Origin of the sequence: Hymenobacter metallilatus (assembly GCF_003944705.1) — a bacterium.
Taxonomy (GTDB): Bacteria; Bacteroidota; Bacteroidia; order Cytophagales; family Hymenobacteraceae; genus Hymenobacter; species Hymenobacter metallilatus.
The window spans coordinates 266976-291578 of sequence record NZ_RWIS01000002.1; the positions used below are offsets into that span (position 1 = coordinate 266976).

Sequence of the window (24603 nt, forward strand, 5' to 3'; positions counted from 1 at the left end):
TCCATTGCATTTCCCACTCTCTAGCTTCCTGCCAGTACTTCTCATGAAAAAAACCACGAACCTGAAACTGGCGGCGCTGGCTGCTGCTGGCCTCTCGCTGGCCGGGTGCGCTTCCAGCAAAACGGCCGCACCCACGGCGGCCGCCGCTCCGGCCGCTGCCCCAACTACTCCTGCCCCGGCCCCCGACCCCGCCGGGACCGGCCTCAACGTGGCCAACATCGATAAATCGGTAAACCCCTGCGACGACTTCTTTCAGTACGCTTCCGGCAACTGGCTGAAAAACAATCCTATTCCGGCCGCTGAGGTGCGCTGGGGCGCGTTCAACGAGCTGGCCGACAAGAACAACGCCGTAATGCGGCAGATTCTGGACGAGGCCGCCGCCAACACCACGGCCGCCAAAGGCACCAACGCCCAGAAAGTAGGCGACTACTACGCCTCGGCCATGGATTCGATGGCCATTGAAAAGGCCGGCCTAAAGTATTTGCAGCCCGAGCTGGCCCGCATCAACGCAGTAAAAGACCTGAAGGGCCTGCAGAGCGAAATCGTGCACGCCCAGAAAATCTCCACCGGCGCCTTCTACAATGGCTATGTGGGCCAGGATGATAAGAAGAGCGACGAGTACGCCGTGAACCTGTACCAGGGTGGCCTGAGCCTGCCCGACCGGGACTACTACCTCAAGGACGATGCCCGCTCCAAGGGCATCCGGGCGGCCTACACCACCTACCTCACCAACACCTTCAAGATGTTGGGCGACAACGAGGCCACGGCCGCCAAAAATGCCGCCACGGTGCTGCGCATGGAGACGCGCCTGGCCAAAGCCAGCAAGAGCCGCGTGGACCTGCGCGACCCCAACGCCAACTACAACAAGATGACGGTGGCCGAGGCCGCCAAGCAGTTTCCCAACCTGAACCTGCCCGGCACGCTGGCCCAAATGAAGCTGGGGGCCGCCAAAACCGTTATTGTGGGTCAGCCCGCTTTCTTCAAGGAAGTGAGCACCATGCTGAAGCAGGAGCCCCTCGGCGACCTGAAAACCTACATGCGCTGGCACCTGGTCACGTCTCTGACGGCGGCGCTGCCCAAGGCCTACGGCGACGAGTCGTTCCGGTTTGCGCAGGTACTTACGGGGGCCAAAAAGCAGCAGCCCCGCTGGAAACGCATGTTGCGCTCCACCGACGGCGCACTAGGCGAAGCTTTCGGGCAGGTGTACGTGGAAAAGGCCTTCACGCCGGCTACCAAGCAGAAAGCCATGGAAATGGTGAACAACATTAAGGAAGCCATGGGGGAGCATATCCAGAAGCTGGACTGGATGAGCGACGTGACCAAAGCCGAGGCCCAGAAAAAACTGGCCGCCTTCACCGTAAAAATCGGCTACCCCGACAAATGGAAGGACTACTCGGCCCTGACGATTTCGCGGGAGTCGTACCTGAAAAACGTGCTGGCCGCCCGGGAGTGGGCCAGCAACGACAACGCCAGCAAGTTCGGTAAGCCCATCGACCGGCAGGAGTGGGGCATGACACCGCCCACGGTGAATGCCTACTACAACCCCTCGATGAACGAAATTGTGTTTCCGGCCGGCATCATGCAGCCCCCGTTCTTCGACCCCAACGCCGACGACGCGGTGAACTACGGCGGGATGGGCGCCGTTATCGGCCACGAAATCACCCACGGCTTCGACGACCAAGGCCGGCAGTACGACGCCCAGGGCAACCTGCGCGACTGGTGGACCAAGGAAGATGCCGAGAAGTTTACGCAGCGCGCCGACATGGTGGGCAAGCAGTACTCGGCCTTCTCGCCCCTCGATTCGGTGTACGTGAACGGCAAGCTGACTATGGGCGAAAACCTGGCCGACTTCGGCGGCCTGGCCCTGGCCTACTCGGCCCTGGAAAAGCAGCTGGCCAAGCAGTACGCCTCCGGTGCCCGCCCCAAGTACGATGGCTTCACGCCGGAGCAGCGCTTCTTCCTGGCCTGGGCGCAGGTGTGGCGCACCAACGCCCGCCCCGAGTACCTGCGCCAGCAGGTAATGACGGACCCCCACTCGCCGGCCCAGTACCGCACGGTGGGCCCGCTCATGAACATGCCCGAGTTCTTCGAGGCCTTCGGCTGCAAGGACGACGCCAAGATGGTGCGCGCCCAGAGCGAGCGGGCCCGGGTGTGGTAGGTGGGTTTTAGCTGTTGGCTATTAGCTGATGGCTAGGAACTAATAGCTTTACACAAAAGCCGGCCCGTGCTTAGCGCGGGCCGGCTTTTGTGCGCTGTTGCGTTACGGCTTCCTTCCTATCTTGCGCCATGCCTTTCTCTGCTCGCTTACTCGGTAATCTCCTGCTTGTAGCACTGCTAACGGCCTGCCGCCCCAATGTGCAGGAGCTGGTGCAGCAACCCCAGGTAGGCGACGTGTACGTGGTGCAGTTTCAGCCCGCCGGCCGCCCCGAACCTCGTTTCTTCCTGTATCAGGTAAAGAACGTGCGGCCCGACGCGGTAGACCTGGTAGCCGCCCGGCAGGAGTCGGCGGAGGCTGAGGTGGACACCAGCCAGCCCGGTTTCTTCTCCGATAAAGTCCTCACCTACACCCGCGCCGAAGCCCTGGAGCTGCTACAGGAGCAACCCAACGACTCCCAGCATACCAAGCTGGTAGAAGTGAAACGCCAGTAACCAGTAGCGCGCAGCTCCGCTTCGCGCACGAGCCGTAGGCGAGTATCCCGGCACTGCGCCGTATGGTCCCAGCGCGTAGGAACTCGCTCCGCTCGTGCGCGAAGCGGAACTGCGCGCTACTGCGGCGACGTAACGGTTATTTCAGCACGCTTACCTTGATGTCCACGTCCTGCACGGGCCAATTGTCGGTACCCACGGGCTCGTCGGCAATTTTGTCGATGACGTCCAGGCCCTCCACCACTTCCCCGAACACCGTGTACTGTCCGTCGAGGCTGGGGGTGCCGCCCTGGGTGGCGTAGGTGCGGAGCTGGGCGGGCGTCAGCTCCCGGTTGGTGCTCGATTGGGCCTCGTAGGGCGTGAGCTTTTTGCCCTGCACAAGGTAAAAATCATGGCTGGACGACAGGCGGCCGGGGTTCTGCTCGTCGTCGTAGCGGGCCATGGCCAGGGCGCCGCGCTTGTGGAAATGCCCGGCCCGGATTTCGGGCGGCAGGCGGTACTTGTTCAGGCGCATCGTCAGGTGGTCGGAGGTGCCGCCTTGAATGGCAAAGCCCTTCACCACCCGGTTGAACACGGTCTGGTTGAAGTAGCCCTTGCGCGCCAGCAGCAGGAAGTTGGCCGTGTGCAGGGGCGTGTCGTCGTAGAGCCGGATGCGCATATTGCCGTGGCGGGTGTGCAGCAGCACCTCGTGGCCCGGGTACTGGCGGCCGTAGGCAGTCAGCAGGGCCACGGCCGTGGTATCGGTCAGGGCCTTGAGGTCGGGACCGGGAACAGGTGGGGCGGCCGGCGGCAGCGGCGCCGGCGCGGCCGTTTCGGGGGGGCGCTGCCCACAGGCCAGCAGCAGACACAGGAACGGCAGACCCTGCCACCTCAGATTCAGCATACGTACGGCAACAACTAACAAGGACAAGCCACCCGAGAAACGGCGCGGCACCGCCGAAAGATACGGCCGTTCGGTAATTGGCCTGTCGGCGCTGCCGCCTCTGTCCGGCCGGAGCCCACCCCGCGGTGCGCGCAGCTTATCGGATGAGGACCCGCACTGGTCGATGAACGGACCGCAACATTTAGCCGCATCAAATTGGCCGCGGCGGTCTGCACTGTTTCGAGGTGCGCTACCCAACCGCCGGCCACGCAGGCATCGTACACCCTCCGCAACAGCCTGGGGCAAACCATCAGCCGCAGCTCCTTCCGGGGCGACGCGGCGCAGGTTTCCACGGCCGGGCTGACCGCTGGAATGTACACGCTCAGCCTGGAGGCCGATGGCAGTGAGTCGGTAACCCACCGCTTTCTGGTGGAGAAATAAGCCCCCAAGTCAGCACGCTCACCAAACGAGAAGCGCGGCCCCGCTATGCAGGGCCGCGCTTCTGGCTGACAATCTTTTTCGGTGTGGGTACCGGGCCGTAGCTACCAGCCCGAGCCGGATGGCGTGTCCCAGCCGTCGGAGGCGGGCTTCTTCTTGGTTTTGGCGGGTTTATCGGCCTTCACTTTCTCTTTTTGCGCCGGTCCGTCGGCGGGCTTGGTCTTGGTTTTGACTTTGGTGGTGCCGGCCGGGGCTACCGGCGCGCCGGGCACCGGGCCGGTGGTAACGGGCGTAGGCTCCGCCTTGCTGGCTTCGGCATCGGTGGGCAGCGGGGCCATATCCTTGGCCGCGTTGATGAGGTCGGGGCGAACTTCGGCCTGCATCTTCTGCATGGACAGCAGCAGGCCCTGCTCCACCAGCAGGTTGTCTTTCCAGGCGTCCAGCTCAGCGTCCAGCTTGTCTTTTTCCTCCTTGTTGGGGACCTTTTTCATCAGGGCATCCAGGTCGGGAGAGCCGGCATCCTTCCAGGCCGTCATCCACATGGAAGCCACCAGCGTAGGAGCCAGCTTGATGCGGAAGGCCACCTGCCCGCCCACTTTTTCGTGGTAGGAGTCGGCAAAAGCATCGGAATAGGAGCGGCGGGTTTTGCCGTACTTGTGGCTGAATACGTACTTGGTTTCGGGCGTGTACTTGCGGGTGACTTCCTCCTCCTTGTCAAAGGTGTCGCCCAGGAAGCCATACGATTCCTGAATTACCTGCCAGATATCCTTGAGTGGGTCCTTCTCGTAGCGGCCCGGCTCGTTATCGAGCTTGTACTTGGCAATGTTACGCTCCGGCAGCTTGCTCTCCCAGAGCGAGTGAATGCCTTCCTGTTTGGTGAGCTGGCCGTCGTAGTTCTCGGTGGTGTGCAGAGGCACGTACGCATCGGCCACGTAATGGCCCAGGTCGGCCGATAGAGCCAGAATGGCAACTGTGTCGCGCTGCTTGAAGGCTTCGGTGAGTTTTTCCTTGGTTTCCATTACAGCCCAGGGCAGGGTGCCGTACTTGCGCAGGGTATCGGCTGTGTACTTGGCCACGGCTTTCTCCCACACCTTCGGCATGAGCCCGAACGGGTCGTCGCCGTAGTGGTCGATGTCGATGAAGTGCCGACCGGCTTCTAGTGGGTCCTGGTCGCGGCGCTCATCCGCGGCAGTGCTCATCCGGATGAGCTTGGCCATGTTGCGGTAGTAAAAGCCGCGCATGGAGGAAGGCAGCGAATACACGGCTAGCTGCGTGATGGTCCGGTGGCCGAAAAAGCCCCAGCCCGGCGACAACACCGGGCATAACAGCACGATAAAAAGGGTGAGTAGTAGTTTTTTCATGACACAAGCCTGACGGTAGGAAGGCGAAAAGCGAAGGTACAAACCGGCCGCTTGACGTGCTGATTTTTTGCTGGTTAGATACCCTAAGCTGCGGGCTAGAACTAGAAACCGGTTCTAAAAAATGGTCCGCAACGCGCGGAAATCCGCCATTCGGCCGGGGGCTGCGGAACTTCGTATCATTAAGCCCCCGATTTTCCACCTGTTCCTCGCCGCGTGACCCTTGTTTCCAAGAAGAAGATATTCTACCGCATCCAGCCGCGCCTGCGCGACTACCTGCACCACTACGACCGGGAAACCCACCTGCCCGTCAGCTACCTCGACCTGACCCGCTTCACCGGCTCATTTCCGTTGCTCAACCGCCAGGGCCGCGACACGCTCTGGGAAACGGTGTACTATGAGCCCCAGGCCCTGCGGGAGCTGAGCGAGGGGCTGGCCCAGGTGTACGCCCTGCTCAAAACGGCCGGCGACTTATCCTTTACCGACCACCTGGTAGCCGACCGCATCGACTACTGCCGCTTTGGCAACAGCCAGCCATTTCGGGTACGCATCGTCAACCAGCTCAACGACAACTACGACTACTTCTACGTGAAGCGGGCCGATGCCTCGCGGGTGTACGGGCTGGAGCTGGAGCATCTGCTGAGCCCCAACAGTATGAACTACCTGGTGCACGGCGACACGCTGATTGAGGAGCACATTGCCGGTATTCCCGGCGACGACTTCATCCGGGCACATTTACAGCGGCCTCATCTCAACCAGGTGCGCATTGCCAAGGAGTTTGTGAAGTTCAACGAGCGGTGCTTTGCCCGCCTGCTCGGCGACATGCGGGCCTATAACTACGTCATCGACGTGACGCCCGATTTCGAGGACGAGCAGTACCGCGTGCGGGCCATCGACTTCGACCAGCAGTGCTACGAGGGCAAGAAGAATATGTACCTGCCGCAGTTTTTCAAGGACAACCGGGCCGTGGTACAGCTCTGCGGGCAGCTGCTCACGCCCGAGAGCATTCGGCAATACCAAACCGAGGAGCGCACCCTCATGGCCCGCCGGGCCCGCTCGGAGCGCCACCGCCTCAAGGATCTGATGGACTGCCTGCGCCACGACGAAGTTTCTCCGCCCGAGAAAGTGCACCAACTCAAGCAGCAGCTCAACCAGCACCACCACACCGAGCAGTTCAGCCGCTGCCGCAGCATGGGCGACGTGGTGCGCCTCAACCTCAAACTCATGCTCCTGGCCCCGAACAAGGCGCTGGAAGGGTAGGCTTAGGTCTGTCAGAGGTAGAGATGCTTCGACTCCGGCTCCGCCTGCGCTCAGCATGACGTTCTTTTTAGCCTGACGAAAAACCTTATCAACGCAACAGGCCGCCCGAACATCGGGCGGCCTGTTGTATGAAAAGCTAAATCAGCGGCTTATTGCCGCGTCAGGCGGAGGGTGTGGGTGCTGGCTCCGCCGGTTACGCGGAGTTGGTACACGCCAGTGGCCCAGTGCTGGCTGGGTAGGGGCAGCTCGGTAGCGCCAGGCGTGGCCGCGTCGAACACCTTGCGGCCCAGGGCATCGAACACCTGCACCTGGTAGCGGGCCGCGGGTAGGCTGCGCAGGTCGAGGGTGGCACTGCCGGTGGTGGGCACTGGGTACACACTCACGGCGGCAGCCGGCCCAAAGCGCACCGGCTGCACCGTGCTGAAGGTTTCGGTGCCATCCACATCTACCTGGCGGAGCCGGTAGTAGAGCATGCCGCCCAAAGCCAGGCGGGCCGCGCCGGCATCGGTGAAGGTGTAGCTGCGGGGCTGGGTGCTGGTGCCCGCACCCGGCCGCTGCCCGATTTCCTGGAAGCTGCTGCCGTCGAGGCTCCGCTCCACGGCGAAGTAGGCGTTGTTCACCTCCTGGGCCGTTTGCCAGGTCAGTAGGGCGTCCTGCTGGCGGGCCTGGGCCGCGAAGTCGGTGAGGGTAACCGGCAGCGGGGTGTTGGGCCGCACCAGAATGTTGCCCGAAAACTCCGAGGTGGTGCGGTTGCTACCCGTGGTAACGGTGGTCGTGGCCGTAAGGCGCAAGGTGCCGTTGGTGAGGGCCGTCTGCACGTCGGTGGGCAGGGTATTCACCGCAACCCGGAACAGGAAGCGGCTGACGTTGGACTCGGCTCCTTGGTCGAGGCCATTCATCAGGGCGCTGTAATTGCCGCGGGCGGCGTCCCGGTCGGTGTTGGTGTCGTTGCCCCCGGTGCCTTCGGTGCGGCTGAACAGGTACGTTCTGCCCTGCCCGAAAGCCGGCCCGTTGGCATCCGACACGAAGAACTCCAGCAAAGCTCCGGTGGGTGCGTAGCCCGTCAGCACCAGGTTACCGCCCGTCGAAACGGCCTGGGTGGTTACTGGGAAGTTCAGCAGCCCGTTGCCGCCCGCGTCGGCGTCGGCGTTGTCGTTGCGCGTGACGTAGGCGCTGGTGCCGGCCTGCTGGTTGTCGGCGCTGTTGAGCAGGTCGATGCCCAGCGTGCCGTTGCCGAAGGTGCTGTTCTGGCTGATGGTGTTGAGGGTGGTAGTGGACATGCCCAGCACGCCCGCCCCCGTGTTGCCACTGAGCACGTTGCGGCTGATGACGTTGGCCGCACCATCCAGCCGGATGCCGGCCGTAGCCGTGCCGCCCACGCCGTTGCCCGTTACGGTGTTGCCGCTGATGGTGGCGCTGCCGGTGCTGCCGCTCAGGTCGAGGCCGGTGCCCTGGTTGGCCGCCAGCAGGTTGCCGCGCACGGTGCCCCCGTAGTTGCCCAGGTGGATGCCATCGGCGGCGGTGTTGCTGAGGCCATTGCCCCGGATTTCATTGTTCTCAATGAGCAGGGTAGTGGGCGAGCCGCTGGCGGCGCTTTCAATGCCGCTGCCCCCGTGGAACCCAATGAGGTTGTTGGTGATGGTAGCGGCTATAGCACCTACGGTATTGGTGTTGAAGTTGCCCAGGTAGATGCCGCTGCCCAGGCTGCGGGTACTGCTGCCGGGGTCCTGGAAGCCGTTAGTGGCCGTGCCCAGCACGTTGCCCGTGAGCACCGTGCCCGTAAGGGCGTTGCCGGTCACGTACACGTCGGCCCCCGTCAGGTTGCCAGCCGAGTTGCCAAAGCCGTACACGCCCAGGTTGGTCACCGTCAGGTTCGGGGCCGAGAGGGTGAGGCCGTAGGTGGAGTTGGCGGTGCCGGGAGCACCCACAATCTGCACCTCGGGGCCGCTGACCTGACCCAGAGCAGTGGCGGCGCTAACCGAACCGCCCACCGTACCGCCCGTGCCCAGCGTGGTGCCGTTGGCGTTGCCTACGTTGCGGGTCTGGGTGGCCCCGTCCAGCACCGTGCGCTCATCGGTCAGGGCCGGCAAAGCTCCGTCGGTGGCCGTATTCACGGCTATGCTGGCTACTTGCTGACCCCCGGTTAGGGTAGTAAGCTGGTTAACCAGGCCGCTGCGCAAACCGGCGTGAGCCTGCCCGTCCGAAATCATAAAAATGCTGGTTTCGATTCCCGCCGCCGGGTCCGAGCCGGCGTTGGCGGCCTGGTCGAGCAGCAGGTTGGGCAGGGCGTTGGCGTTCAGCATAAACTGGCGCAAGGAGCCCTGGCCGGTGCTACGGGTGCTGGTGATGGTGGAGAAGTTGAAGCCAAAATCAACCCCCGTTACCTGCGAAGTGCTGCCAAACGTCACCGTGGATACCGACTGGGGCGTGGCCTGGCCGTCGGTGAGGGCCGCCAGGGTCTGGCTGCCCGAGTTGGTAGCCGCGTCCAGCAGCTGCGGCGCCTCGCCACCCACCCGGTTCAGGTCGTCGGTGCCGGTTTGGGTGCGGAAGGTTTGCACCGGCACCACGCCCGTGGCCTGCGGAGCCCGGGCCGAGCGTACGGTGTTGTTCACCACACGCACCGTGTAGCTGGTGCCGCTGCTCGACACAATGCCCGAGAAGCCGTAGAGGCCATCGGCTCCGCTGGTGGTGGTAGCTACCAGCGTACCGGCCGTGTTGTACAACTCCACCTTGGCCCCGGCGCTGCCGGTAGCCGACCCGTCGCCATCCGCCGAAACCCCGGAGGCCAGGGCGCTGGCCTCGGCCGCGGCGTAGTTGCGGCCGGCCCCGCCGCCATAGTTCACGTCGTCGAAAATGCGGCCGGCAATGTCAAACACCGGCTCCACCCGCACGTTGGCAGCGGGCAGGGTACCGTCGTTGTTGGCCGTGCGCGGGTCGTTGTCCCCGTCGGCCGTTGAAATGCCCTTACCTGTTACGGTCTGGGCCGGCATGGTGAAGGTAACGGCGTAGCTGAGGGTGCCGCTGTTGGCAAAGGAGGCCGTGGCCGGGAACGTCACCACGCCGGTAGAGGGATTGTAGGTGCCCCCGCCCAGGCTGCTAAAGGAGCCGGCCGGCAGGTTGGGAGCCACCGTAATGGTGGGCACCAGATTCAGGGCCGTGCCGGGGCCGTTGTTCACCAGATTCAGGGTGAAGGTAATGGCCGTGCCGGGCGCGGCCGTAGTGGCCGAGGACGTCAGCGTGGTTACTACGTCGGCCGGGCAGCCGGCAATCTGGTTGGGCACGTCGGCCCGGGTAATGCCGGTCTGGGCCTGGCCCTGGTCGGCCCCGCCCACGCCCGAGCCGTACGACTCAAACCCGAAGGTGGTGCCGTTAGCTGAGGCGTTGGAAGCCGTGGCCGCGTTCAGCCGCGAGGAGGCAAAAATGGCCCCGCCCGCGCCGCCCCCACCGGGACCGTGGGGTGAGCCGCCGCCCGTGTTTCGGCCGCCCTGCCCGCCGTTGGCCAGCACCGTTAGGTTGTCCAGCACTGGGCTGTTCGGGTTGCCGTTGGAGGCATTCACCAGTACCACGGCCGAGCCACCGGCCCCGCCGCCGCCCGAACCATCGTTCTGGGCCACGTAAGGCATGGCTGCCCCGTTCACGTTGATAATGCCCGTGCCAGTGAGGTTGCCGGCCCGCAGCAGCACAATGCCACCCCCGGCCGCGCCCGAGCTGGCAAAGCCACTTATATTCACGCCGCTGGCGTTAGTAGTGTTCGGGCCAGGAATACCGGCATTTTCGGGTACTACGGGGTTGGTGGGCGTGCTGCCGGTGCCGGTGGCGCGCTGCACGGTGCCGTTGTTAGTGGTGCCCGCGCCGCCGCCGCCGCCCATAATCACGCGGCTGGGCGTGGCCTGGGTAAAGTCGGCTCCGCCGTAGCCGCCGTAAGGGTCATTGGAGTTCCAGGCGTTGCCGCCCTGACCGCCACGGCCGGCGTTGCCGCCGCCGCCGCCGCCGGTGTTCTGGTCGTTGCTGCCGGGGTTACCGTCGGTACCGCCGCCGCCGGCGTTGCCAGGGCCGCCGCGGGCCCGGTCGCCGAGGGGGTAGCCGTCGGTTACGGAAGCCGGGAGCAGACCGCTCACCTGGGTATCGAGGAAGGGCGTGGTAGCCGTGCCGGCCCGGTAGGCGGCAAACTGGTCGGCGTCGTTGAGGTAGCGCGGGGTGCCCGCCGTGCCCTCACCCTTATTGGCGCTGGTGGTGAGGGTATTGCTGTGGCGGTAGTCAGAGTCGGTAACGCCCGTTGCGCCCGTCAGCTGCTGCCCGGCCCCGCCCCGGAAGCCCTTGCCGGCCATGTCGATGGTGCGGCCGTTCATGTTCAGCGTGCCGTTCACATCCAGCACCACCACGCCGCCGGTGCGGCCGTTCCAGCGCGGGCCGGTTACGTCACCGGTCAGGGTGAGGTTGAAGTTGCGCGGCACCCGAATTACCTGGAAGCGTTGCTGGCCCTGGCTGGCCGTGGCATCGGCCGAAATGTAGGCGTTAATGAGGCCGTTACGTAGGGTAATGGTGCTGCCGCTTACGCTGGCCACCACGCCGTACTCGTACAGGCCGGCCCGGAAGTTGGCGTTCTGCAGGTTGCCAGCCGCCAGGTTATTGCCCGCAATACCGTCGCCGTAGCCGTCGGTATTCGTTGTGTTCAGCTCCGCAGCCTGCATCTGCATAATTACCACCAGGTCGCCGGGGCCAATAGGTGTCTGGCTGCCGCTGCTCAGAATAGGTCCCAGGGTGAGGGTGGTGCTGCCTTCGGCCACGGTACCCACGCCGGGGTAGTAGCTGTTGGGCACCGCCTGGAAGGTGGGAGCCGGCGACTCCACGTCCACGCACTCGGTAGCCGCCGCCGCGGTGCTAATAACGTCTGTGGTAATCTGGGCCTGGCCGTTGGTGCCGTCGTTGTTACCGGCGGCCGGGTCGCCGTTGGCGGTGGCGCTGCTAGCTGAGGCCGAGGCCGTAATGGTGGTGCCGGTCGTAGCCGGGGCATTAAAGCGCACGGTGTAAGCCAGAAACTGGCCCACGGCCAGAGTGCCCACCGTGGGCCAGCTTACCTGCCCCGACGAGGCATTGTACACCCCGCCATCCGACACTACCACGCCCGTAAGACTGGCTGGAAGCTGCACCCGAGGGGCCACGCTGGTTGCCGTACTGGGGCCCAGGTTGGTGGTTACCGCCGTGTAGGTGATGGTTTGGTTGGTGATAACGCGGGTTGGGCCGTTCAGCGCCACCGCCACGTCGGCCACCTGAGTGGGGGCCGTGTAGGAACTGGCTTGGTTGTCGCCGGAGTTGCTGTCGGGGAAGTTGGCGGCCGACACGCTGGCCGTGCCCGTTACGGGCTGGCCCAGCATGGTAAAGGCAATACTGCGGGTAGTGCTGGCCCCGGAGCCCAGCCCGAAGGCCGGGAAAGTTGCCACGCCGCTGGCCGCGTCGTAGGTGCCGCTATTCGAGAGCGAAACCCCCGTCAGGTTGGCGGGCAGCTGAATGGTCAGCACGATGTTGCCGGGAGCGGCCGGGCCGTTGTTGCGGGCCGTAGCCGTAAAATACACCAGGCTGCCCTGGGGCGCGGTGGCCGGTGAGGTCAGACTGGCACTCAGATCGGCAGTGGCGTCCTGCACCGGGATGCTGTAGGTAGCCGTATTACCGGCCGCGCCGCTGTTGTCGTTGGCGTTGAACTGGAACGTCTGGGTACCAATGCCGGTGCCATTGGGCGCCAGGTAAGCCAATCGGCCCAGATCAGCCACCAGCACCGTAAAGGGGGCCGTTACGGGCTGGTAGTTGGCCGCCCCCGAGGCATTCACGTTGTATTGCAGCTGGCCCTGAGCCGGCAGGCTGGTAATGGTGTAGGAGGCAATGGTGCCATCGGGGTCGAAGCCGGTGGTGGCCACGATGCCGGGCGCAAGCGCCGCGCGGGTGCCATTGTTGTACACTACCGCATTGGTTACCCCCGCGGTAGAAGGAGCCAGGTTGGAGGTGGCGTAGTCGCGCCCCGAGGGGCCGGCGCAAAACTCCGTCTGCGGAATTACGCGGGCCGAGAGGTTGTCGGGCCCGCCGCTGTAGGAGAGGCGTAACTCGCTGCCGCCGGTACTCTGCTCGAATAGTACCTGCACATCATACAGGCCCGTAACGGCGGCCGTAAACGTGCGGCTCACGGCGGCCGTAGCCGTGCGGGTGCCCGTTATCTGCAAAAAAGCATTGTTAGGCGTGGGCTGACTGAGGGTGGCTTCCTTACCCAGAAATACGTAGGCCGCATCGTCGGCCCGCAGAGTGAGGGTATAGGCGGCCCCGGCTTTCAGGTACAGACTGCCCCGGTGCCGGGCGCTAAACTGCGTGGGAATTGCTGTAGTACCGCTGGCCGGTGGCACCGTCACGCCGAACGGCAGGTAGCCCGAGCCCGTGGTGCCGGTGCTGGTATTCTGGAAATTCAGCGTGCCATCAGTGCGCGTCTGGCCCGCCGCTGTGGCCGTAAAGAACGTCACCGGGCTACCTGCTGCAAAACCAGCCTGACTCTGAAATAAGCCAGGATAAAACTCCGCGAACAGTCCGGATGTGCTGCCTGCGCTTACACCAGTGCTGGTGTAAGTACCGCTGCAAGGCGGCGCAGCCTGCCCCAGGGCGTGGCTGCTCCAGCCTACTGCCCCGGTAAGCAACAGCCACTGCTTACCAAGCGACAATAAACGTTTGATCATAAGGGTAAGAAATAGAAAGAAAACAAGAAAAACTCGCACAACACACAATGAAAACCCCCTACTCTGGTTTCATTCTGAAACCAAAATAGAGGGTTATGAGCTACCTAAAATAAGAAAACGCGCCTTCTACGAGAATAGGGTAAAAATGTTTAAAAAGTTTGATTTTATATTGAATAGTTTATATATAAAGAAAACTGATATTGTGTATATGTCTGTTAATCAGATTAAATAGCAGCTAGGCAATAGAGGTCCTGTTCAAAATTGGAATTTAGTACATAACCAAGTTGCTACGTAACACAAGTAAGCGCCTCTCCTCCGGCTGGTACGTCTGGTTCCTGGAATGGGAAATATGAATTGCCTAGGCGGGTGCCTCCTGCTGCCGTTCTAATAATTCTGCCAGCTTCTCATAAATAAACTCACTGGCCCGCTGTCTGATGGCGTCGCCAGTACCCGGAAACTGCTCGCGGTACTCATGGGCTTTGCCCTGGAACAGAATGGTTACGAATACTGTGCCCACCGGCTTATCGGGAGTGGCTGATTTGCCGGGGCCGCACAGGCCGGTAATGGCCACGCATACATCGGCGTGGGGCAGTTGGCGCTGCAACCCCAAGGCCATTTCGTTGGTGGTTTGCTGACTTTCAGCAGAATAGGTTGTGAGAGTTGCCTTCTTTACGCCCAGCAACTTCTGCTTGGCATCTGTATGATAGGTTACCACCGAACCCAGCAGCACCTCACTCACACCGGTAGCCGGTGCCAGTTGAGACGCAACCAGGCCACAGGTGCAGCTTTCCGCCAGGGCCAGCGTAAGCTTGTGTTTGATAAAATTCTTTATCAGCTCGTCGGGAAGGGCCTTTTTCATAAGTGTAGGGCAAGTAGTACACTTACGCAGGGCAGCCGCGAAGGGTGCGGCCGAGCTTGCTTCCCGGAGGTAACCAGTACGGGGGGCGGTTCCCGCGCTTATGCAGCGGCAACCGCCCCCCGTAACCAGCCGCCGGAGTAAACAGGCCGCAAAATCAGATTAAGATAATCCGGACTACCGGCCAAGCCCGATAACAAGGCCCACCGACACTTCTACTCCACCAGGGCTGATGATTTCCACCACATTACGCAACCGTTGCGAGGGGCTATATCCGGCGTCATACAACACCGGGTCGCCGGTGAGCAGGATGCCGTAGCCACCCGTTGCCAGTAGCCCGATACGACCCGGCTGCCAGCGCAGGCCGCCCCGCAGGTGCAGGGTACCACTGGGCTTCATAGAATACACTGCCTGTTCGCCGTCCAGCTCCACCGATACATTATCTACCCGGCCGGTACGTACCAGATTGGCCCCTATGTAAGGCGTAAACGGCCGGTTGGGGTTGAGGTAATACCGGGTGCCAATTCCAATTTTGCCGCCTACACCCAAGCCCAGGCCACCATTGATGTCCCAGGCAGGAGTGAGGTGATGCGCATAGGAAATACCAAACCCATAAGGTGCTCCCCAACCTAGCTCCAGCGTCAGGCTGCCGGGGTAGCGCGGAGCCGCGTCGGCAGCGGGTTGCATGGCCTGGGGCATGTAGTAAGGAGCCGGCTGCTGGGGTACGGTGCCTGGCTGGGGTACGCTGTTTAGCTCGGTCTGGGCCTGGGCCTGGCCCGCAACGAGGTAGGCCAGCCCACCGGCCAGCAGAAGGGTAGATAGTTTTTGCATGAAAATAGGGTAAAAAATGTCTCTATATAGCCCGTGGCAAATACAGGGCCAAAAATATCCGGTAGTTTATTCCTGCCGGTATACCGTGCCCTGTTTCATTACGAAGCGCACCCGCTGCATTACCGTAATATCCTGAGTTGGGTCGCCCTCCACGGCTACCACGTCGGCCAGCTTACCGGGCTCCAGGGTGCCCAGGTTGCTGGTCTGGCCCAGTAGTTCGGCTGCCGCTACGGTGGCGCTGCGTAGGGCCTCGTAGGCGGGCATCCCGGCTTCTACCATGTACTGAAACTCCAGCGCATTCACGCCGTGGCGGTACACGGAAGCATCGGTGCCGAATGCAATTTTTACCCCGGCTTTGTACGCCCGTCCAAAAGTGCCCTGCAGCTTGGGGCCAATGGCCAGGGCTTTGGGCGTTACCAGGGGCGGGTAGTAGTTCGGAATTTTGGCGGAGTCGGCCACCGATTTGCCGGCCGTAATGGTGGGCACATACCAGGTACCGTATTTCTTCATCAGCTTCATGGTTTCGTCGTCCATGAGGGTGCCATGCTCGATGCTGGTCACGCCCGCCCGAATGGCCCGCTTCATACCCTCGGCGCCGTGGGCATGGCAGGCCACCGCCAGACCCAAGTCCCGCGCTGTTTCCACCACTGCCCTGATTTCCTCCTCGGTAAACTGCGGGGCCGAGCCGTCTTTGGCTACCGACAGTACCCCACCGGTGCTGGCAATTTTGATGAGGTCGGCCCCGCGCTTATACTGCTCACGTACGGCCTGCCGGCCCTGGTCGGGGCCGTTGGCCACGCCGTCGGGTGGGCCCGGCATACCCATCAGGTCGAGGCGGTAGCCATTGGTGGGGTCCATGTGGCCGCCCGTGCCCGATATGGCTTTGCCGGCCGTAAAAATGCGCGGCCCCGTTGCCTGGCCCCGGTTTATGGCGTTGCGCAGGGCAATGTTCACGCCCGAGCCCCCCAGGTCGCGCACCGTGGTAAAGCCGGCCAGCAAAGTTTTACGGGCATACTCCAGGGAGCCAAAGGCCACATCGGCTGGGTTCTGAGTGAACTCCTTGAGGTAGTTGTCCTTGCTGGTTTCGCCCTCCAGGTGTACGTGGCAGTCAATGAGGCCCGGCAGTACCGTGCGGCTCTTCAGGTCAATTACTTTATCCTGAGCGGTGGCCGGAGCCGAGTAGCCCTGCTCAATAGCTACAATACGGCCATTTTCCACAACCACCGTCATTTCGGGGCGGGCGCGCTCAGTACGCATATCCAGCAGGCGGCCGCAGTGCAGGTACGTTTTCTGGGCCTGGGTTGTGGTAGCCAGCAGCAGCCCACCGGCCAGTAAGGCCCAGCGTAAAGGAAACATCATGGGAGGGAAAAGCTAAAAAGGTGAGAACTGCGGAAGATAAGGCGGAAATAAATGCTGCATGACGACTATTTCCCGCCGGTCCCGTATCTTTTGCCACCGGTTCGGCTAAGCCGGAACGGTACACTCATCCTCTCACCACTTCACCAGCTCACCGCATGGCTACCATCGAAGAATTCGAAGCTGCTGCCGCCCGCAGCAAGGAACTGCCCGCCAAACCCGACAACATGACCCTGCTCAAACTGTACGCCTTGTATAAGCAGGGCAGCGAAGGGGATGTTTCCGGCGACCGGCCCGGAGGGTTTGATTTCAAAGCCATTGCCAAGTACGATGCCTGGGCTGGACTGCGCGGCAAAAGCCAGGACGACGCCCGCCAAGAATACGTGGCCTTTGTAAACGAGCTATTCGCCAAGGCCTAATACCCGTATGCTCCAAAGCCGGGCTTCGGTCCGCTAGAAAAGGGGTACCCCGGGGCTTTGCTCCGGCTCGCGCAGGAAGGTAACCTACCCAAACCGGGAGTTATCTTCTCACGTGGGCCGGAGCAAAGCCCCGGGGTACACCTGCTTATAGACCCGCTGCCTGCTTAGGCCAACGGCGCCGCGCCGGCATCGGGGGCGGTAGGTGGCGCTACGGGAGCCGCCGGTTTGGGGGCGGGCAGGTCGAAGGCCTCAGCGTTGTGCTCAAAGTGGCCCTTGTGCGAACCGTCGCAAAACGGCTTGTTGCTGGAGAGGCCGCAGCGGCAGATGCTGATTCGCTCCCGGCCCCCCAGACCGTAGGGTTTGCCCTGGGCATCTACCAGTTCAAAATCGTTGCCATCAACGCGCAGGGAGCCATTGCTCAGGACGGTAAGTTTAGTTGCCATGTAGGTACTTCGTAAAATTGGGTTGCAGCACAGGCTGTAGCGTGTGCCAGGGTGAGCACTTTTTGGGGTAATAACCAGGAAATTACTGAGCCCGACCCATGGAAGCAGCAATTACTGGGGTTGCAGAGTTTTCCGCATTACGTAATCGTTCATCCAGTACGGGCCAATGGCAATGTCCTCCTCGCGCTGCCGCTGAAACCCGAGGTGCTCATAAAATGCCAGGGCCGGGTTATGACGGTTCACGTTCAGGTCCAGGGTGTGGGCGCCAAGTGTACGCACAGCCTGCTCTACGGCCAGCAGCAACTGCTGGCCCAGGCCCTGCCCCTGGTGAGCGGGCAGCACGTAAATTTTGTGGAGCTTATATACCCCGGCTTCTGCCTGCTCCGAAAAGGATGCATAGCCGCTGGGCTCCTCATCTACGTACACGAGCAAAAACGTGTGGCCCTGCTCCGTCATCTGCCGCTCCAGTGAAGCCGGGGTGTAGATAACCCGGTACATATAGTCAATCTGCTCCCGCGAGATAATAAAGCGGTACGTTGGCTCCCAAGTAGCCTCGGCCAGCTGAATAATGGTCGGAATATCGGCCAGGGTAGCAGGCTGGATGCGGATAGCAGATGCAGGAACAACGGACATAGCAGGCAAAAAACGGCATTATCTGCGGTAAAACCGAACCCATTTACCGGTTTTACTCGTTTTTGGGCCGGAAATTGCCTGCATTGGCATACAGGTTCCGGACCAGGGACCGTTCCTGTTGCCTCTCCCTTCACCCACTTTCCCTAAGCTCACCTGCGTATGAAACTCTCTTTTGCGTATATCCTGCTTACCGCGGCCGGCCTGCTGGCCGCTACGGGTGCCTCGGCCCAGCAGACGCCTAAAAAAACAACCCCCGCCAAGGCCCCGGCTGGTACGGCTACCTCGGCCGGCCTGGAGCGGGACCTGGCCGATTTCAGCGACTGGGTAAATGATAAGGTGGAGCGGGTGGCTACTACAGCCCGCCGGGAGCTGCCGCGTATCACCGATGAGTTTGACCGCCAGAGCCGCCGCATCGACCGGGCCGTTGACAGCCTGACCGTGGAAGGTAAAAAGGAGTACACTACCCAGAAGGTGCGCTACCAGCGCTGGGCCTCGCGCCAGGATAGTCTGGATGCCGCCGCCCGCCGCCCTGCCGCCGCCGACCAGGCCCAGCGCCGCCTGCTGAATGAGGACGTGGTTATCAGCAAAGCCCGCGCCTCGGAGCTGCCGGATCTGTACTTTCGGCTGGTTGAGAATATGCGAGGTGCCAAGAAAGACTGGACCCAGGCCGACTGGAGTGCTGCCAGCGCTGTGCTTACCCGCCTGAATGCCCGCTACGACCAGGTACGTGACCAACTGCCCCTGGAGGAGCGCCTGCGCATCCGGAGCCTGCAGGGCGAATTCCGGACCCTGGAAAAAGCCCGCGACGTAAAGGACGTAATGCGGGAGTAACAGCATATGCACTGGGTCTAACGCATCGGGCCGGGCTGCACCTACGCAGCCCGGCCCGATGCGTTAGAGAGCCGGCTCCTCGGAAACAGTTGCCCGCAGGGGAGGAGGCTGCCGCCGGATCCACTGCCAGGCCGAAGGAGTATCGTGGAACAACTGGATGGGAAGGTACTGGCGCACCCGCTCGAAAAATTCCAGGCTGGCCAGCTGGTTGTGCATATCCGGTGAAAAAACGTAAGCAATGGCCCGCAAACCACCAGCCATAATCTGGGGCAGCCACTCGTATTCCAGCCACTCCAGGGTCTCGCTCCAGTCGCCGGTAGCGTTGGTTTTGTCGTTAAGGAGCAGAGCAAAATGCATATTCTCCTGCAGCTTCAGCGACTCGCGGGCCACGTACACTACCTCCCGCCCGGTGAGGTTGCCAAACCAGCGCACGTACAGAAGCTTGCAGGCTGGGTTATGCAGCAGTTCCACCAACACGGCCCCGTTGGCATCTGGCAAAGTCCCGAGAGGTTTCAGATCAAGCGCGTCCATAGCTGTGGCGGTAAAATATAGGACAGAGGCTATTCTTCTACGACAGGAGGGAAGTAGCGTTGGGTTCCATTGGTATCCCTATTTTTACGCCTCTATTTTTCTTCTGCACCTCGCTCATGCACATTGCAATAGTCGGCAACATTGGGGCTGGCAAAACCACGCTGGCCAACAAACTGGCCCACCACTTCAACTGGGAAGTTTTTCTGGAAGATGTTGACCATAATCCTTACCTGAAGGATTTCTACGACGATATGCCCCGCTGGGCGTTTCACCTGCAGGTGTACTTTCTTAACAGCCGCTTTCAGCAAACGCAACGCATCAAGCAGCTGCAAAAAACCAATAAAGGTGTTATCCAGGACCGTACTATTTACGAGGATGCGCACATCTTCGCGGCTAACCTGAACCAATCGGGCCTGATGGCGGAGCGGGACTACCAGAACTACCTGAGCCTGTTCAACTCCATGATCAGCATGGTGAATCCGCCCGACCTGCTGCTCTACCTGCGGGCCGACCTTCCCAAGCTGGTGTCGCAGATTGAAAAACGCAACCGGGACTACGAGAACAACATCAAAATCGAGTACCTGAAGCACCTCAACGAGCACTATGAGGAGTGGATCCGGAGCTATGACCACGGCCGCCTGCTCATCGTGGATGTGAACAACCTGGATTACGTAAACAACCCTGAGGATCTGAGCGTCATCATCGAGAAGATCAACAGCACGCTGTTCGGGCTGTTTTAGCGGAAAGTATATAATGAGGGGATGCATATGTATTCCATCCCCTCATTATATAAGCGCGTGTCTGGATTTTACCAGATGAGCATGATGTTCTGCTACATTTCCAAACACGCTCTAATTCCTTTCATTACTCCTCCGCCATAGCCTCGTTGAGGAATTGCACCAGCGGTTTGGCTGCCTGCCAGGCGGCCAGCACCCGGGCCGGAAAATCGGGGCGGGCCACCTCGGCATCGGAAAAGGACTGCCACACGAAATAGCTTTTCAGGCGCAGCCACTCGATATCGGGGTCGGTTTTATCGTAGCCTTTGGGTGCCGTTTTCAGGCTCTGTGACATATCAAGGCCTCGTGGAAAGTGCCGAAGCAGGGCTGCATCCTGCCGAAGGGCGTGGAAGGCGGGCGCGTTGTACTGAATTTCCTGACGGATGCGGGCAAGCTGCTGGGGTTCCGGCATCCAGCGGCCGGCCCCAATGTAGGTTTCGCCACCGGGTTCCAGGGCAATAAAGTAGCCGGCCCAGGGGCTATGCCGGCCCCCGGGCTTCAGGCCCGCCCCCATGTGGCGCTTGTAGGGCTCGTCGCTCTGCTGAAACCGGTCGTTTTTATTGATGCGGAACATCACGTCCGAGGGCGTTAGGCCATGCAGGCGGGGCTCTAGGCTGGCGGAGGCGTCGCGGAGCAGCTGGGCAACCAGAGCGGAGTACTCGGCGCGGGCCTGCTGATACTGCGCCCGGTGCTCATCCATCCAGGCTTTGTTGTTGTGCGCCGCCAGCTGGCGCAGGAAATCCAGCACAAAAGGGAGATTCATAGCTTGAGAAAGGAGAGAAGGAATAGTGACGAAAACACCCGCGCCCCGCACCGCCAGGCGGTACGGGGCGCGGGTTAGGCGGGTTCCGGAATTTGGGCTTAGTGCCTGCCTAGAGCCTGGGAATTGCTAAGACCGGTACGGTCGTTCAGCGCCCAGCTAAAGGACAGGTACTCTACCTTGGCGGTAGGCAATACGGGTACCCGGGCGTAGCGGTTCACAAACTCCAGCACCTGCGACTCGCTGCCGAACTCGGCGGCATACGCCTCAAACAGGCCGGAAAGCTGCACGTGCTGAGGAGTAAGCTGGTTGAAAGTAGGATCGTTCAGAAAACGTTTGGCCTGGGCATCCAGCTGCTGATCAAGGCGCTGCCCGTCGTAGGCTTCGGCCAGCACGGCGGGCGAGGAGGCTGCTCCGTTCATTAGCCCGAAATGTACCCGGGCATCGTGAAACTGGTTGCGCAGCATTTCCCGCTCAATCTGGTTTAAGGAGTACGACTGGCCACCTACGTTTACCACCGGCACTTCCCAGGGCGACTTTTGCCCGCCCATTACTTTCACCCGGATGTCGTTGATGCTGGCTACCGGGTAGTAGCCCACTATCAGATAGGCCGCCGCCGCATTATAAGTATTCAGCCAGAACGCCTTGGTGTCGTTGGCGCTCCAGGCCTGAGGGTCGGGTTTCACTTTGCGCAGGCTTTGCAGGTAGCCCAACAGCTTGTCCTCATCTTCCTGCAGACCCTCGTAGTTCAGGCGGCCGTCGGTGGTAACGTGATGCCGCAGCAGCTCACTCCATGGCTCCTGCAGCAGTTGCAGAGAATTGTTATCGGTGGCGTGCGCGCCTAGTGGCAGCAGCGCAATACTGAGTAGCAGCGCCAGAAGGGACTTGAGCAAACGGTGTGTTGGGGGCATGAACGGGAGCTGAGAGGACGAGCAGGACTGCAAAAGTACGCCGCTGCCCTAGAACGGACCGGAAGAGTAGCGGCCGACACCAATCAAATTTGTATTATTTAAGATTTGATTGATTCGGCAAAAATATATGATTCTGTTGAGCTTGGCAAAACACAATTATCATTTTGTTAAAAATTATGGGTGATAAATGCTATGTACATAAGCTTTAACCCACAGCAGACCGTGCCTGGCCTGCAAGTGAGCCTGCTGGCGGCGCACCCTAAAGCCGGATTACTTCTTGCGGCTGACGATATGCACGGCGTCGCCGAGGCGCAGGATGCCCTGGCCTGGTCCGGTTACATTCTGCCCAAACATCACTTTGCTGCCCTGAGTACGGTAGGTAGCCAGGGTCCGCAGCGGCTCGCCGGCGGTGTTTTTCTGAGCGGTGTGCTGGTTAATAGTGGTGAGCACGCATCGGCCACAGGCCCGTACGGCCCGGAATGTGGCCTCGCCCACCTGAAACTGCTCCCACTCATCTTCCGCAAACGGCTCGCCGCCGCTCACTACCAGGTTGGGGCGGAAGCGGTCCATGCCCACGGGTTCGGCGAGCCGGGTATTCAGCTCTGCCAACGATTCCTGCCCGATCAGCAGGAAGGGGTAGCCATCGGCAAAGCTCACGAGCTGGCCTTCCGGGTTGTATTCGGGCTCTACATCCCGCCGCACCATATCCGACATGTACACCAGCTTGCAAGGCTGCCCCAGCGCCTCCGACAGCCACTCGTCGCACTCAGGCTTAGCCCGCCAGGCAAATACCATATCATCCCAAATGGTAACAAACAGGGTTTTCTCGGGTGTGGCAGTAAACGGCACGTAGAGCGGGAGCAGCTCGGGACGTTGCTGATGGCTGAGCAGAAAGCCGTTGTAGGCGGGCGCTACCTTCAGGTGGGCCATAGCGGCGGTTTGCCGTTGCGTCATGAACCGGTTGTGCTCATCCACGAGGAGCCACCGCCGGTCGTGGCGCAGGCCCCGGGCCTCAATCTGGGCCTCTGTGAGCCGGATGCCGCCCAGGGATTTGACGGGGTAGATGTACAGGTCGGAGAGCAGGAGGGGAGCAGCCATACCGCAAAGATACTGGCTGCTGATAGTTTGCCGGGAAAAAGTGGCGTACTTGGGTGCTGCTCTACAACCGCCGCATATGTCTGCCGCCACATCTTCCCCGGGACTTTGTATAAACTGCGGTGCCAGTTTGCCGCCGGGTGTGTATTGCCCGCAGTGCGGGCAACAGCTGCCGCACCGGCTAACGGTTGGGCACGTGCTGCATGAGGTGGTGCACGTATTCACGCATGCCGATAAGAGTATCCTCGGCTATGCGTGGCAGGTGGTGCGGTATCCGGGGCGGGTGGTGCAGGATTACCTGCTGGGCCGCCGCAAGCGGTACTTCAATCCGTTCCAGTTTTTGCTGCTGGTGGTAGGCCTCTGCACGGTGGTGGCCACGCACCTGCACTACTACGAGCAGGTAGGAATGGGAGTGCAACAAGCCATTGCCCTAAAGGGAGCCTCGCCGGCGCAGCTGGCGCGGGTGAGCAGCTACTTTTACGGGATTGGCAAGTATTTTAACGTGTGGTGGCTGCTGTTGCTGCCCCTACACGCCCTGTTTGCGTGGCAGGTATACCGCCCACAGCTAAACTACGCCGAGGCTTTCCTGATGATAGTGGTGGTAGGCAGCGCTTTTCAACTACTGTTACTGCTTGCCTTGCCCACTGTGTTCCAGATAATTGGTCGGACGCCAGGTAGCAGCACGGCGGCGCTGCAAGGAAGTGTTTACCTGCTGTACCTCACCCTGATAGGGCGGCTGGGATTAGGCCGGCGCTGGGGGCCGGCCGTGGGCCGGGCGGTATTGGTGAGCATATTGGCCGGATTATGCAACTACCTGATCAACTTCCTGGCGTTCAATTGGTACGTATTCGGCTGATGCGGCAACTTAGTGCAGGGGCCTTTTCTTGATCATGCCACCCTTGGTGTCTTTTACGCTGTGCATAACCATAAAAGCCTGACGGTCAATAAGCTCTACTTCGGTTTTTAGCTTGGAGAGTTCGAGGCGGGTTATTACGGTGAATACCACATCAATGGGATTGGGCTGGTTGCCGTGGGTGCCGTAGCCACCTTTGCCGCTGTACACGGTGGCGCCACGGCCCAGCTTCTCGGTAATCATGCGCCGGATAGCATCGGAGCGGACGGATACAATGGTGACGCCGGTATACTCCTCCAGGCCATCAATAACAAAGTCGATGGTTTTGGCCGCAGCCAGGTAAGCCAGGATGGAGTACAGGGCCGTTTCGATAGACAACACGTAGGCTGCCACCCCGAAAATCAGAATGTTGAATACCAGCACAATGTCGCCAATAGTCATGCTGGACTGCTTGCTGAGGTAGATGGCCATGATTTCGGTACCATCGAGCACACCCCCACCCCGCATGGCCATGCCAATGCCAGCCCCCAGAAAGAAACCACCGAATACAGAAATCAGCAGCTTGTCGGAGGTGACGATGGGAAAAGGCACTACGGCCAGCACCAAAGCCAGGCCCAGAATACCCAGCAGCGTGCGAATGGCCACGCCGGGGTCGAGCTGCCGCCAGGCCATGAGTACAAACGGGAAATTGAGCAGCACGATGAGCACCGGCAGCGGCCAGCCAAATACCCGCGTCAGGAGCAGCGACACCCCAGTTACCCCACCATCCAGAAAGCCACCCGGCAGCAGAAAGCTTTCTAACCCAAAACCTGCTGAAAATACGCCCAGTACCATCAGCAGCGTGTTCACTATCTGCCGCCGCCACCAGTGCCGGTCGCGGGGCGGGCGGCTGGTGGCCGGGCGGCGGAAGCGGTTGGCAGGCGGTTCGGAGGCAGACGGGCGCATCTTGCGCAGGAACATGAGTTGAGGAATGAGCATAGGCAGGAGCAACGCAATACCAAGGCATACGCCTGCCGCAGCCGGAACGTTGA

Annotated in this window: 21 protein-coding genes; 8 read left to right on the top strand and 13 right to left on the bottom strand. The window is 61.3% G+C overall.

The window, feature by feature from the left end; all coding sequences use genetic code 11:
• The first annotated feature begins 43 nt into the window (after window positions 1-43).
• The gene (locus EI290_RS04530) at window positions 44-2158 is read left to right on the top strand and encodes a M13 family metallopeptidase (protein WP_185816842.1); all 2115 of its coding nucleotides are present in this window, start codon (window positions 44-46) and stop codon (window positions 2156-2158) included.
• Window positions 2159-2286: 128 nt separating this feature from the next.
• A complete protein-coding gene (locus EI290_RS04535; protein ID WP_125427193.1) occupies window positions 2287-2649 on the top strand; it encodes a hypothetical protein in 363 nt (120 codons plus the stop codon).
• 136 nt (window positions 2650-2785) lie between these two features.
• Here the strand turns inward: EI290_RS04535 and EI290_RS04540 are convergent, their stop codons facing one another.
• Window positions 2786-3529, bottom strand: coding sequence for a peptidylprolyl isomerase (locus EI290_RS04540; RefSeq protein ID WP_125427195.1), 744 nt, complete (start codon window positions 3527-3529; stop codon window positions 2786-2788).
• 195 nt (window positions 3530-3724) lie between these two features.
• Here EI290_RS04540 and EI290_RS04545 point away from each other — a divergent pair, with 195 nt between their 5' ends.
• Entirely contained in the window at window positions 3725-3949 is a 225-nt protein-coding gene (locus tag EI290_RS04545) for a T9SS type A sorting domain-containing protein (protein ID WP_185816843.1), read from the top strand.
• 101 nt (window positions 3950-4050) lie between these two features.
• On the opposite strand, the gene EI290_RS04550 is transcribed toward EI290_RS04545, so the two are convergent.
• The gene (locus EI290_RS04550) at window positions 4051-5307 is read right to left on the bottom strand and encodes a zinc dependent phospholipase C family protein (protein ID WP_125427199.1); all 1257 of its coding nucleotides are present in this window, start codon (window positions 5305-5307) and stop codon (window positions 4051-4053) included.
• Between the two features lie 213 nt (window positions 5308-5520).
• Here EI290_RS04550 and EI290_RS04555 point away from each other — a divergent pair, with 213 nt between their 5' ends.
• Entirely contained in the window at window positions 5521-6564 is a 1044-nt protein-coding gene (locus tag EI290_RS04555; RefSeq protein WP_125427201.1) for a hypothetical protein, read from the top strand.
• Between the two features lie 149 nt (window positions 6565-6713).
• On the opposite strand, the gene EI290_RS22840 is transcribed toward EI290_RS04555, so the two are convergent.
• The 4 genes from EI290_RS22840 to EI290_RS04575 all read right to left on the bottom strand — a co-directional run bounded on the left by EI290_RS22840 (window position 6714) and on the right by EI290_RS04575 (window position 16323).
• Window positions 6714-13277: a T9SS type A sorting domain-containing protein gene (locus EI290_RS22840; RefSeq protein WP_125427203.1), complete on the bottom strand. Its 6564-nt coding sequence runs from the start codon at window positions 13275-13277 to the stop codon at window positions 6714-6716.
• A 358-nt stretch (window positions 13278-13635) separates the two neighbouring features.
• On the bottom strand, window positions 13636-14136 hold the full coding sequence (locus EI290_RS04565) for a CinA family protein (RefSeq protein ID WP_125427205.1): 501 nt from the start codon (window positions 14134-14136) through the stop codon (window positions 13636-13638).
• A 174-nt stretch (window positions 14137-14310) separates the two neighbouring features.
• Complete coding sequence (locus EI290_RS04570) at window positions 14311-14964, bottom strand: hypothetical protein (protein ID WP_125427207.1); 654 nt, start codon at window positions 14962-14964, stop codon at window positions 14311-14313.
• Between the two features lie 66 nt (window positions 14965-15030).
• A complete protein-coding gene (locus EI290_RS04575; protein WP_125427209.1) occupies window positions 15031-16323 on the bottom strand; it encodes an amidohydrolase family protein in 1293 nt (430 codons plus the stop codon).
• Between the two features lie 155 nt (window positions 16324-16478).
• Here EI290_RS04575 and EI290_RS04580 point away from each other — a divergent pair, with 155 nt between their 5' ends.
• Window positions 16479-16739 carry an acyl-CoA-binding protein gene (locus EI290_RS04580; protein ID WP_125427211.1) on the top strand — a complete coding sequence of 87 codons (261 nt, stop codon included), beginning with the start codon at window positions 16479-16481 and terminating at the stop codon, window positions 16737-16739.
• 164 nt (window positions 16740-16903) lie between these two features.
• Here the strand turns inward: EI290_RS04580 and EI290_RS04585 are convergent, their stop codons facing one another.
• Both EI290_RS04585 and EI290_RS04590 read right to left on the bottom strand, forming a co-directional pair.
• On the bottom strand, window positions 16904-17182 hold the full coding sequence (locus EI290_RS04585) for a CDGSH iron-sulfur domain-containing protein (RefSeq protein WP_125427213.1): 279 nt from the start codon (window positions 17180-17182) through the stop codon (window positions 16904-16906).
• A 111-nt stretch (window positions 17183-17293) separates the two neighbouring features.
• A complete protein-coding gene (locus EI290_RS04590) occupies window positions 17294-17815 on the bottom strand; it encodes a GNAT family N-acetyltransferase (protein WP_125427215.1) in 522 nt (173 codons plus the stop codon).
• 159 nt (window positions 17816-17974) lie between these two features.
• On the opposite strand from EI290_RS04590, the gene EI290_RS04595 reads away from it, so the two are divergent.
• On the top strand, window positions 17975-18646 hold the full coding sequence (locus tag EI290_RS04595; RefSeq protein ID WP_125427217.1) for a DUF6565 domain-containing protein: 672 nt from the start codon (window positions 17975-17977) through the stop codon (window positions 18644-18646).
• 63 nt (window positions 18647-18709) lie between these two features.
• Here the strand turns inward: EI290_RS04595 and EI290_RS04600 are convergent, their stop codons facing one another.
• Window positions 18710-19177, bottom strand: coding sequence for a hypothetical protein (locus EI290_RS04600; protein WP_125427219.1), 468 nt, complete (start codon window positions 19175-19177; stop codon window positions 18710-18712).
• Window positions 19178-19293: 116 nt separating this feature from the next.
• On the opposite strand from EI290_RS04600, the gene EI290_RS04605 reads away from it, so the two are divergent.
• Window positions 19294-19917 carry a deoxynucleoside kinase gene (locus EI290_RS04605; protein WP_125427220.1) on the top strand — a complete coding sequence of 208 codons (624 nt, stop codon included), beginning with the start codon at window positions 19294-19296 and terminating at the stop codon, window positions 19915-19917.
• Window positions 19918-20041: 124 nt separating this feature from the next.
• Here EI290_RS04605 and EI290_RS04610 read toward each other — a convergent pair whose 3' ends face one another.
• The 3 genes from EI290_RS04610 to EI290_RS04620 all read right to left on the bottom strand — a co-directional run bounded on the left by EI290_RS04610 (window position 20042) and on the right by EI290_RS04620 (window position 22722).
• Complete coding sequence (locus EI290_RS04610) at window positions 20042-20716, bottom strand: DUF2461 domain-containing protein (RefSeq protein ID WP_125427222.1); 675 nt, start codon at window positions 20714-20716, stop codon at window positions 20042-20044.
• Between the two features lie 98 nt (window positions 20717-20814).
• Complete coding sequence (locus EI290_RS04615; RefSeq protein ID WP_221766232.1) at window positions 20815-21606, bottom strand: DUF547 domain-containing protein; 792 nt, start codon at window positions 21604-21606, stop codon at window positions 20815-20817.
• Window positions 21607-21894: 288 nt separating this feature from the next.
• A complete protein-coding gene (locus EI290_RS04620; protein WP_125427225.1) occupies window positions 21895-22722 on the bottom strand; it encodes an MOSC domain-containing protein in 828 nt (275 codons plus the stop codon).
• A gap of 139 nt (window positions 22723-22861) precedes the next feature.
• Between EI290_RS04620 and EI290_RS04625 the strand changes: the two genes are divergently transcribed.
• A complete protein-coding gene (locus tag EI290_RS04625; protein ID WP_185816844.1) occupies window positions 22862-23575 on the top strand; it encodes a DUF3667 domain-containing protein in 714 nt (237 codons plus the stop codon).
• 9 nt (window positions 23576-23584) lie between these two features.
• Here EI290_RS04625 and EI290_RS04630 read toward each other — a convergent pair whose 3' ends face one another.
• On the bottom strand, window positions 23585-24550 hold the full coding sequence (locus EI290_RS04630) for a YitT family protein (protein ID WP_125427229.1): 966 nt from the start codon (window positions 24548-24550) through the stop codon (window positions 23585-23587).
• Window positions 24551-24603 lie beyond the last annotated feature (53 nt).

Coding starts and splice junctions, on each gene's coding strand:
- EI290_RS22840 (WP_125427203.1), bottom strand. CDS start 13,277: ATGATCAAACGTTTATTGTCGCTTGGTAAGCAGTGGCTGTTGCTTACC.
- EI290_RS04580 (WP_125427211.1), top strand. CDS start 16,479: ATGGCTACCATCGAAGAATTCGAAGCTGCTGCCGCCCGCAGCAAGGAA.
- EI290_RS04630 (WP_125427229.1), bottom strand. CDS start 24,550: ATGCTCATTCCTCAACTCATGTTCCTGCGCAAGATGCGCCCGTCTGCC.
- EI290_RS04565 (WP_125427205.1), bottom strand. CDS start 14,136: ATGAAAAAGGCCCTTCCCGACGAGCTGATAAAGAATTTTATCAAACAC.
- EI290_RS04610 (WP_125427222.1), bottom strand. CDS start 20,716: ATGAATCTCCCTTTTGTGCTGGATTTCCTGCGCCAGCTGGCGGCGCAC.
- EI290_RS04595 (WP_125427217.1), top strand. CDS start 17,975: ATGAAACTCTCTTTTGCGTATATCCTGCTTACCGCGGCCGGCCTGCTG.
- EI290_RS04585 (WP_125427213.1), bottom strand. CDS start 17,182: ATGGCAACTAAACTTACCGTCCTGAGCAATGGCTCCCTGCGCGTTGAT.
- EI290_RS04605 (WP_125427220.1), top strand. CDS start 19,294: ATGCACATTGCAATAGTCGGCAACATTGGGGCTGGCAAAACCACGCTG.
- EI290_RS04570 (WP_125427207.1), bottom strand. CDS start 14,964: ATGCAAAAACTATCTACCCTTCTGCTGGCCGGTGGGCTGGCCTACCTC.
- EI290_RS04620 (WP_125427225.1), bottom strand. CDS start 22,722: ATGGCTGCTCCCCTCCTGCTCTCCGACCTGTACATCTACCCCGTCAAA.
- EI290_RS04550 (WP_125427199.1), bottom strand. CDS start 5,307: ATGAAAAAACTACTACTCACCCTTTTTATCGTGCTGTTATGCCCGGTG.
- EI290_RS04575 (WP_125427209.1), bottom strand. CDS start 16,323: ATGATGTTTCCTTTACGCTGGGCCTTACTGGCCGGTGGGCTGCTGCTG.
- EI290_RS04600 (WP_125427219.1), bottom strand. CDS start 19,177: ATGGACGCGCTTGATCTGAAACCTCTCGGGACTTTGCCAGATGCCAAC.
- EI290_RS04590 (WP_125427215.1), bottom strand. CDS start 17,815: ATGTCCGTTGTTCCTGCATCTGCTATCCGCATCCAGCCTGCTACCCTG.
- EI290_RS04540 (WP_125427195.1), bottom strand. CDS start 3,529: ATGCTGAATCTGAGGTGGCAGGGTCTGCCGTTCCTGTGTCTGCTGCTG.
- EI290_RS04535 (WP_125427193.1), top strand. CDS start 2,287: ATGCCTTTCTCTGCTCGCTTACTCGGTAATCTCCTGCTTGTAGCACTG.
- EI290_RS04530 (WP_185816842.1), top strand. CDS start 44: ATGAAAAAAACCACGAACCTGAAACTGGCGGCGCTGGCTGCTGCTGGC.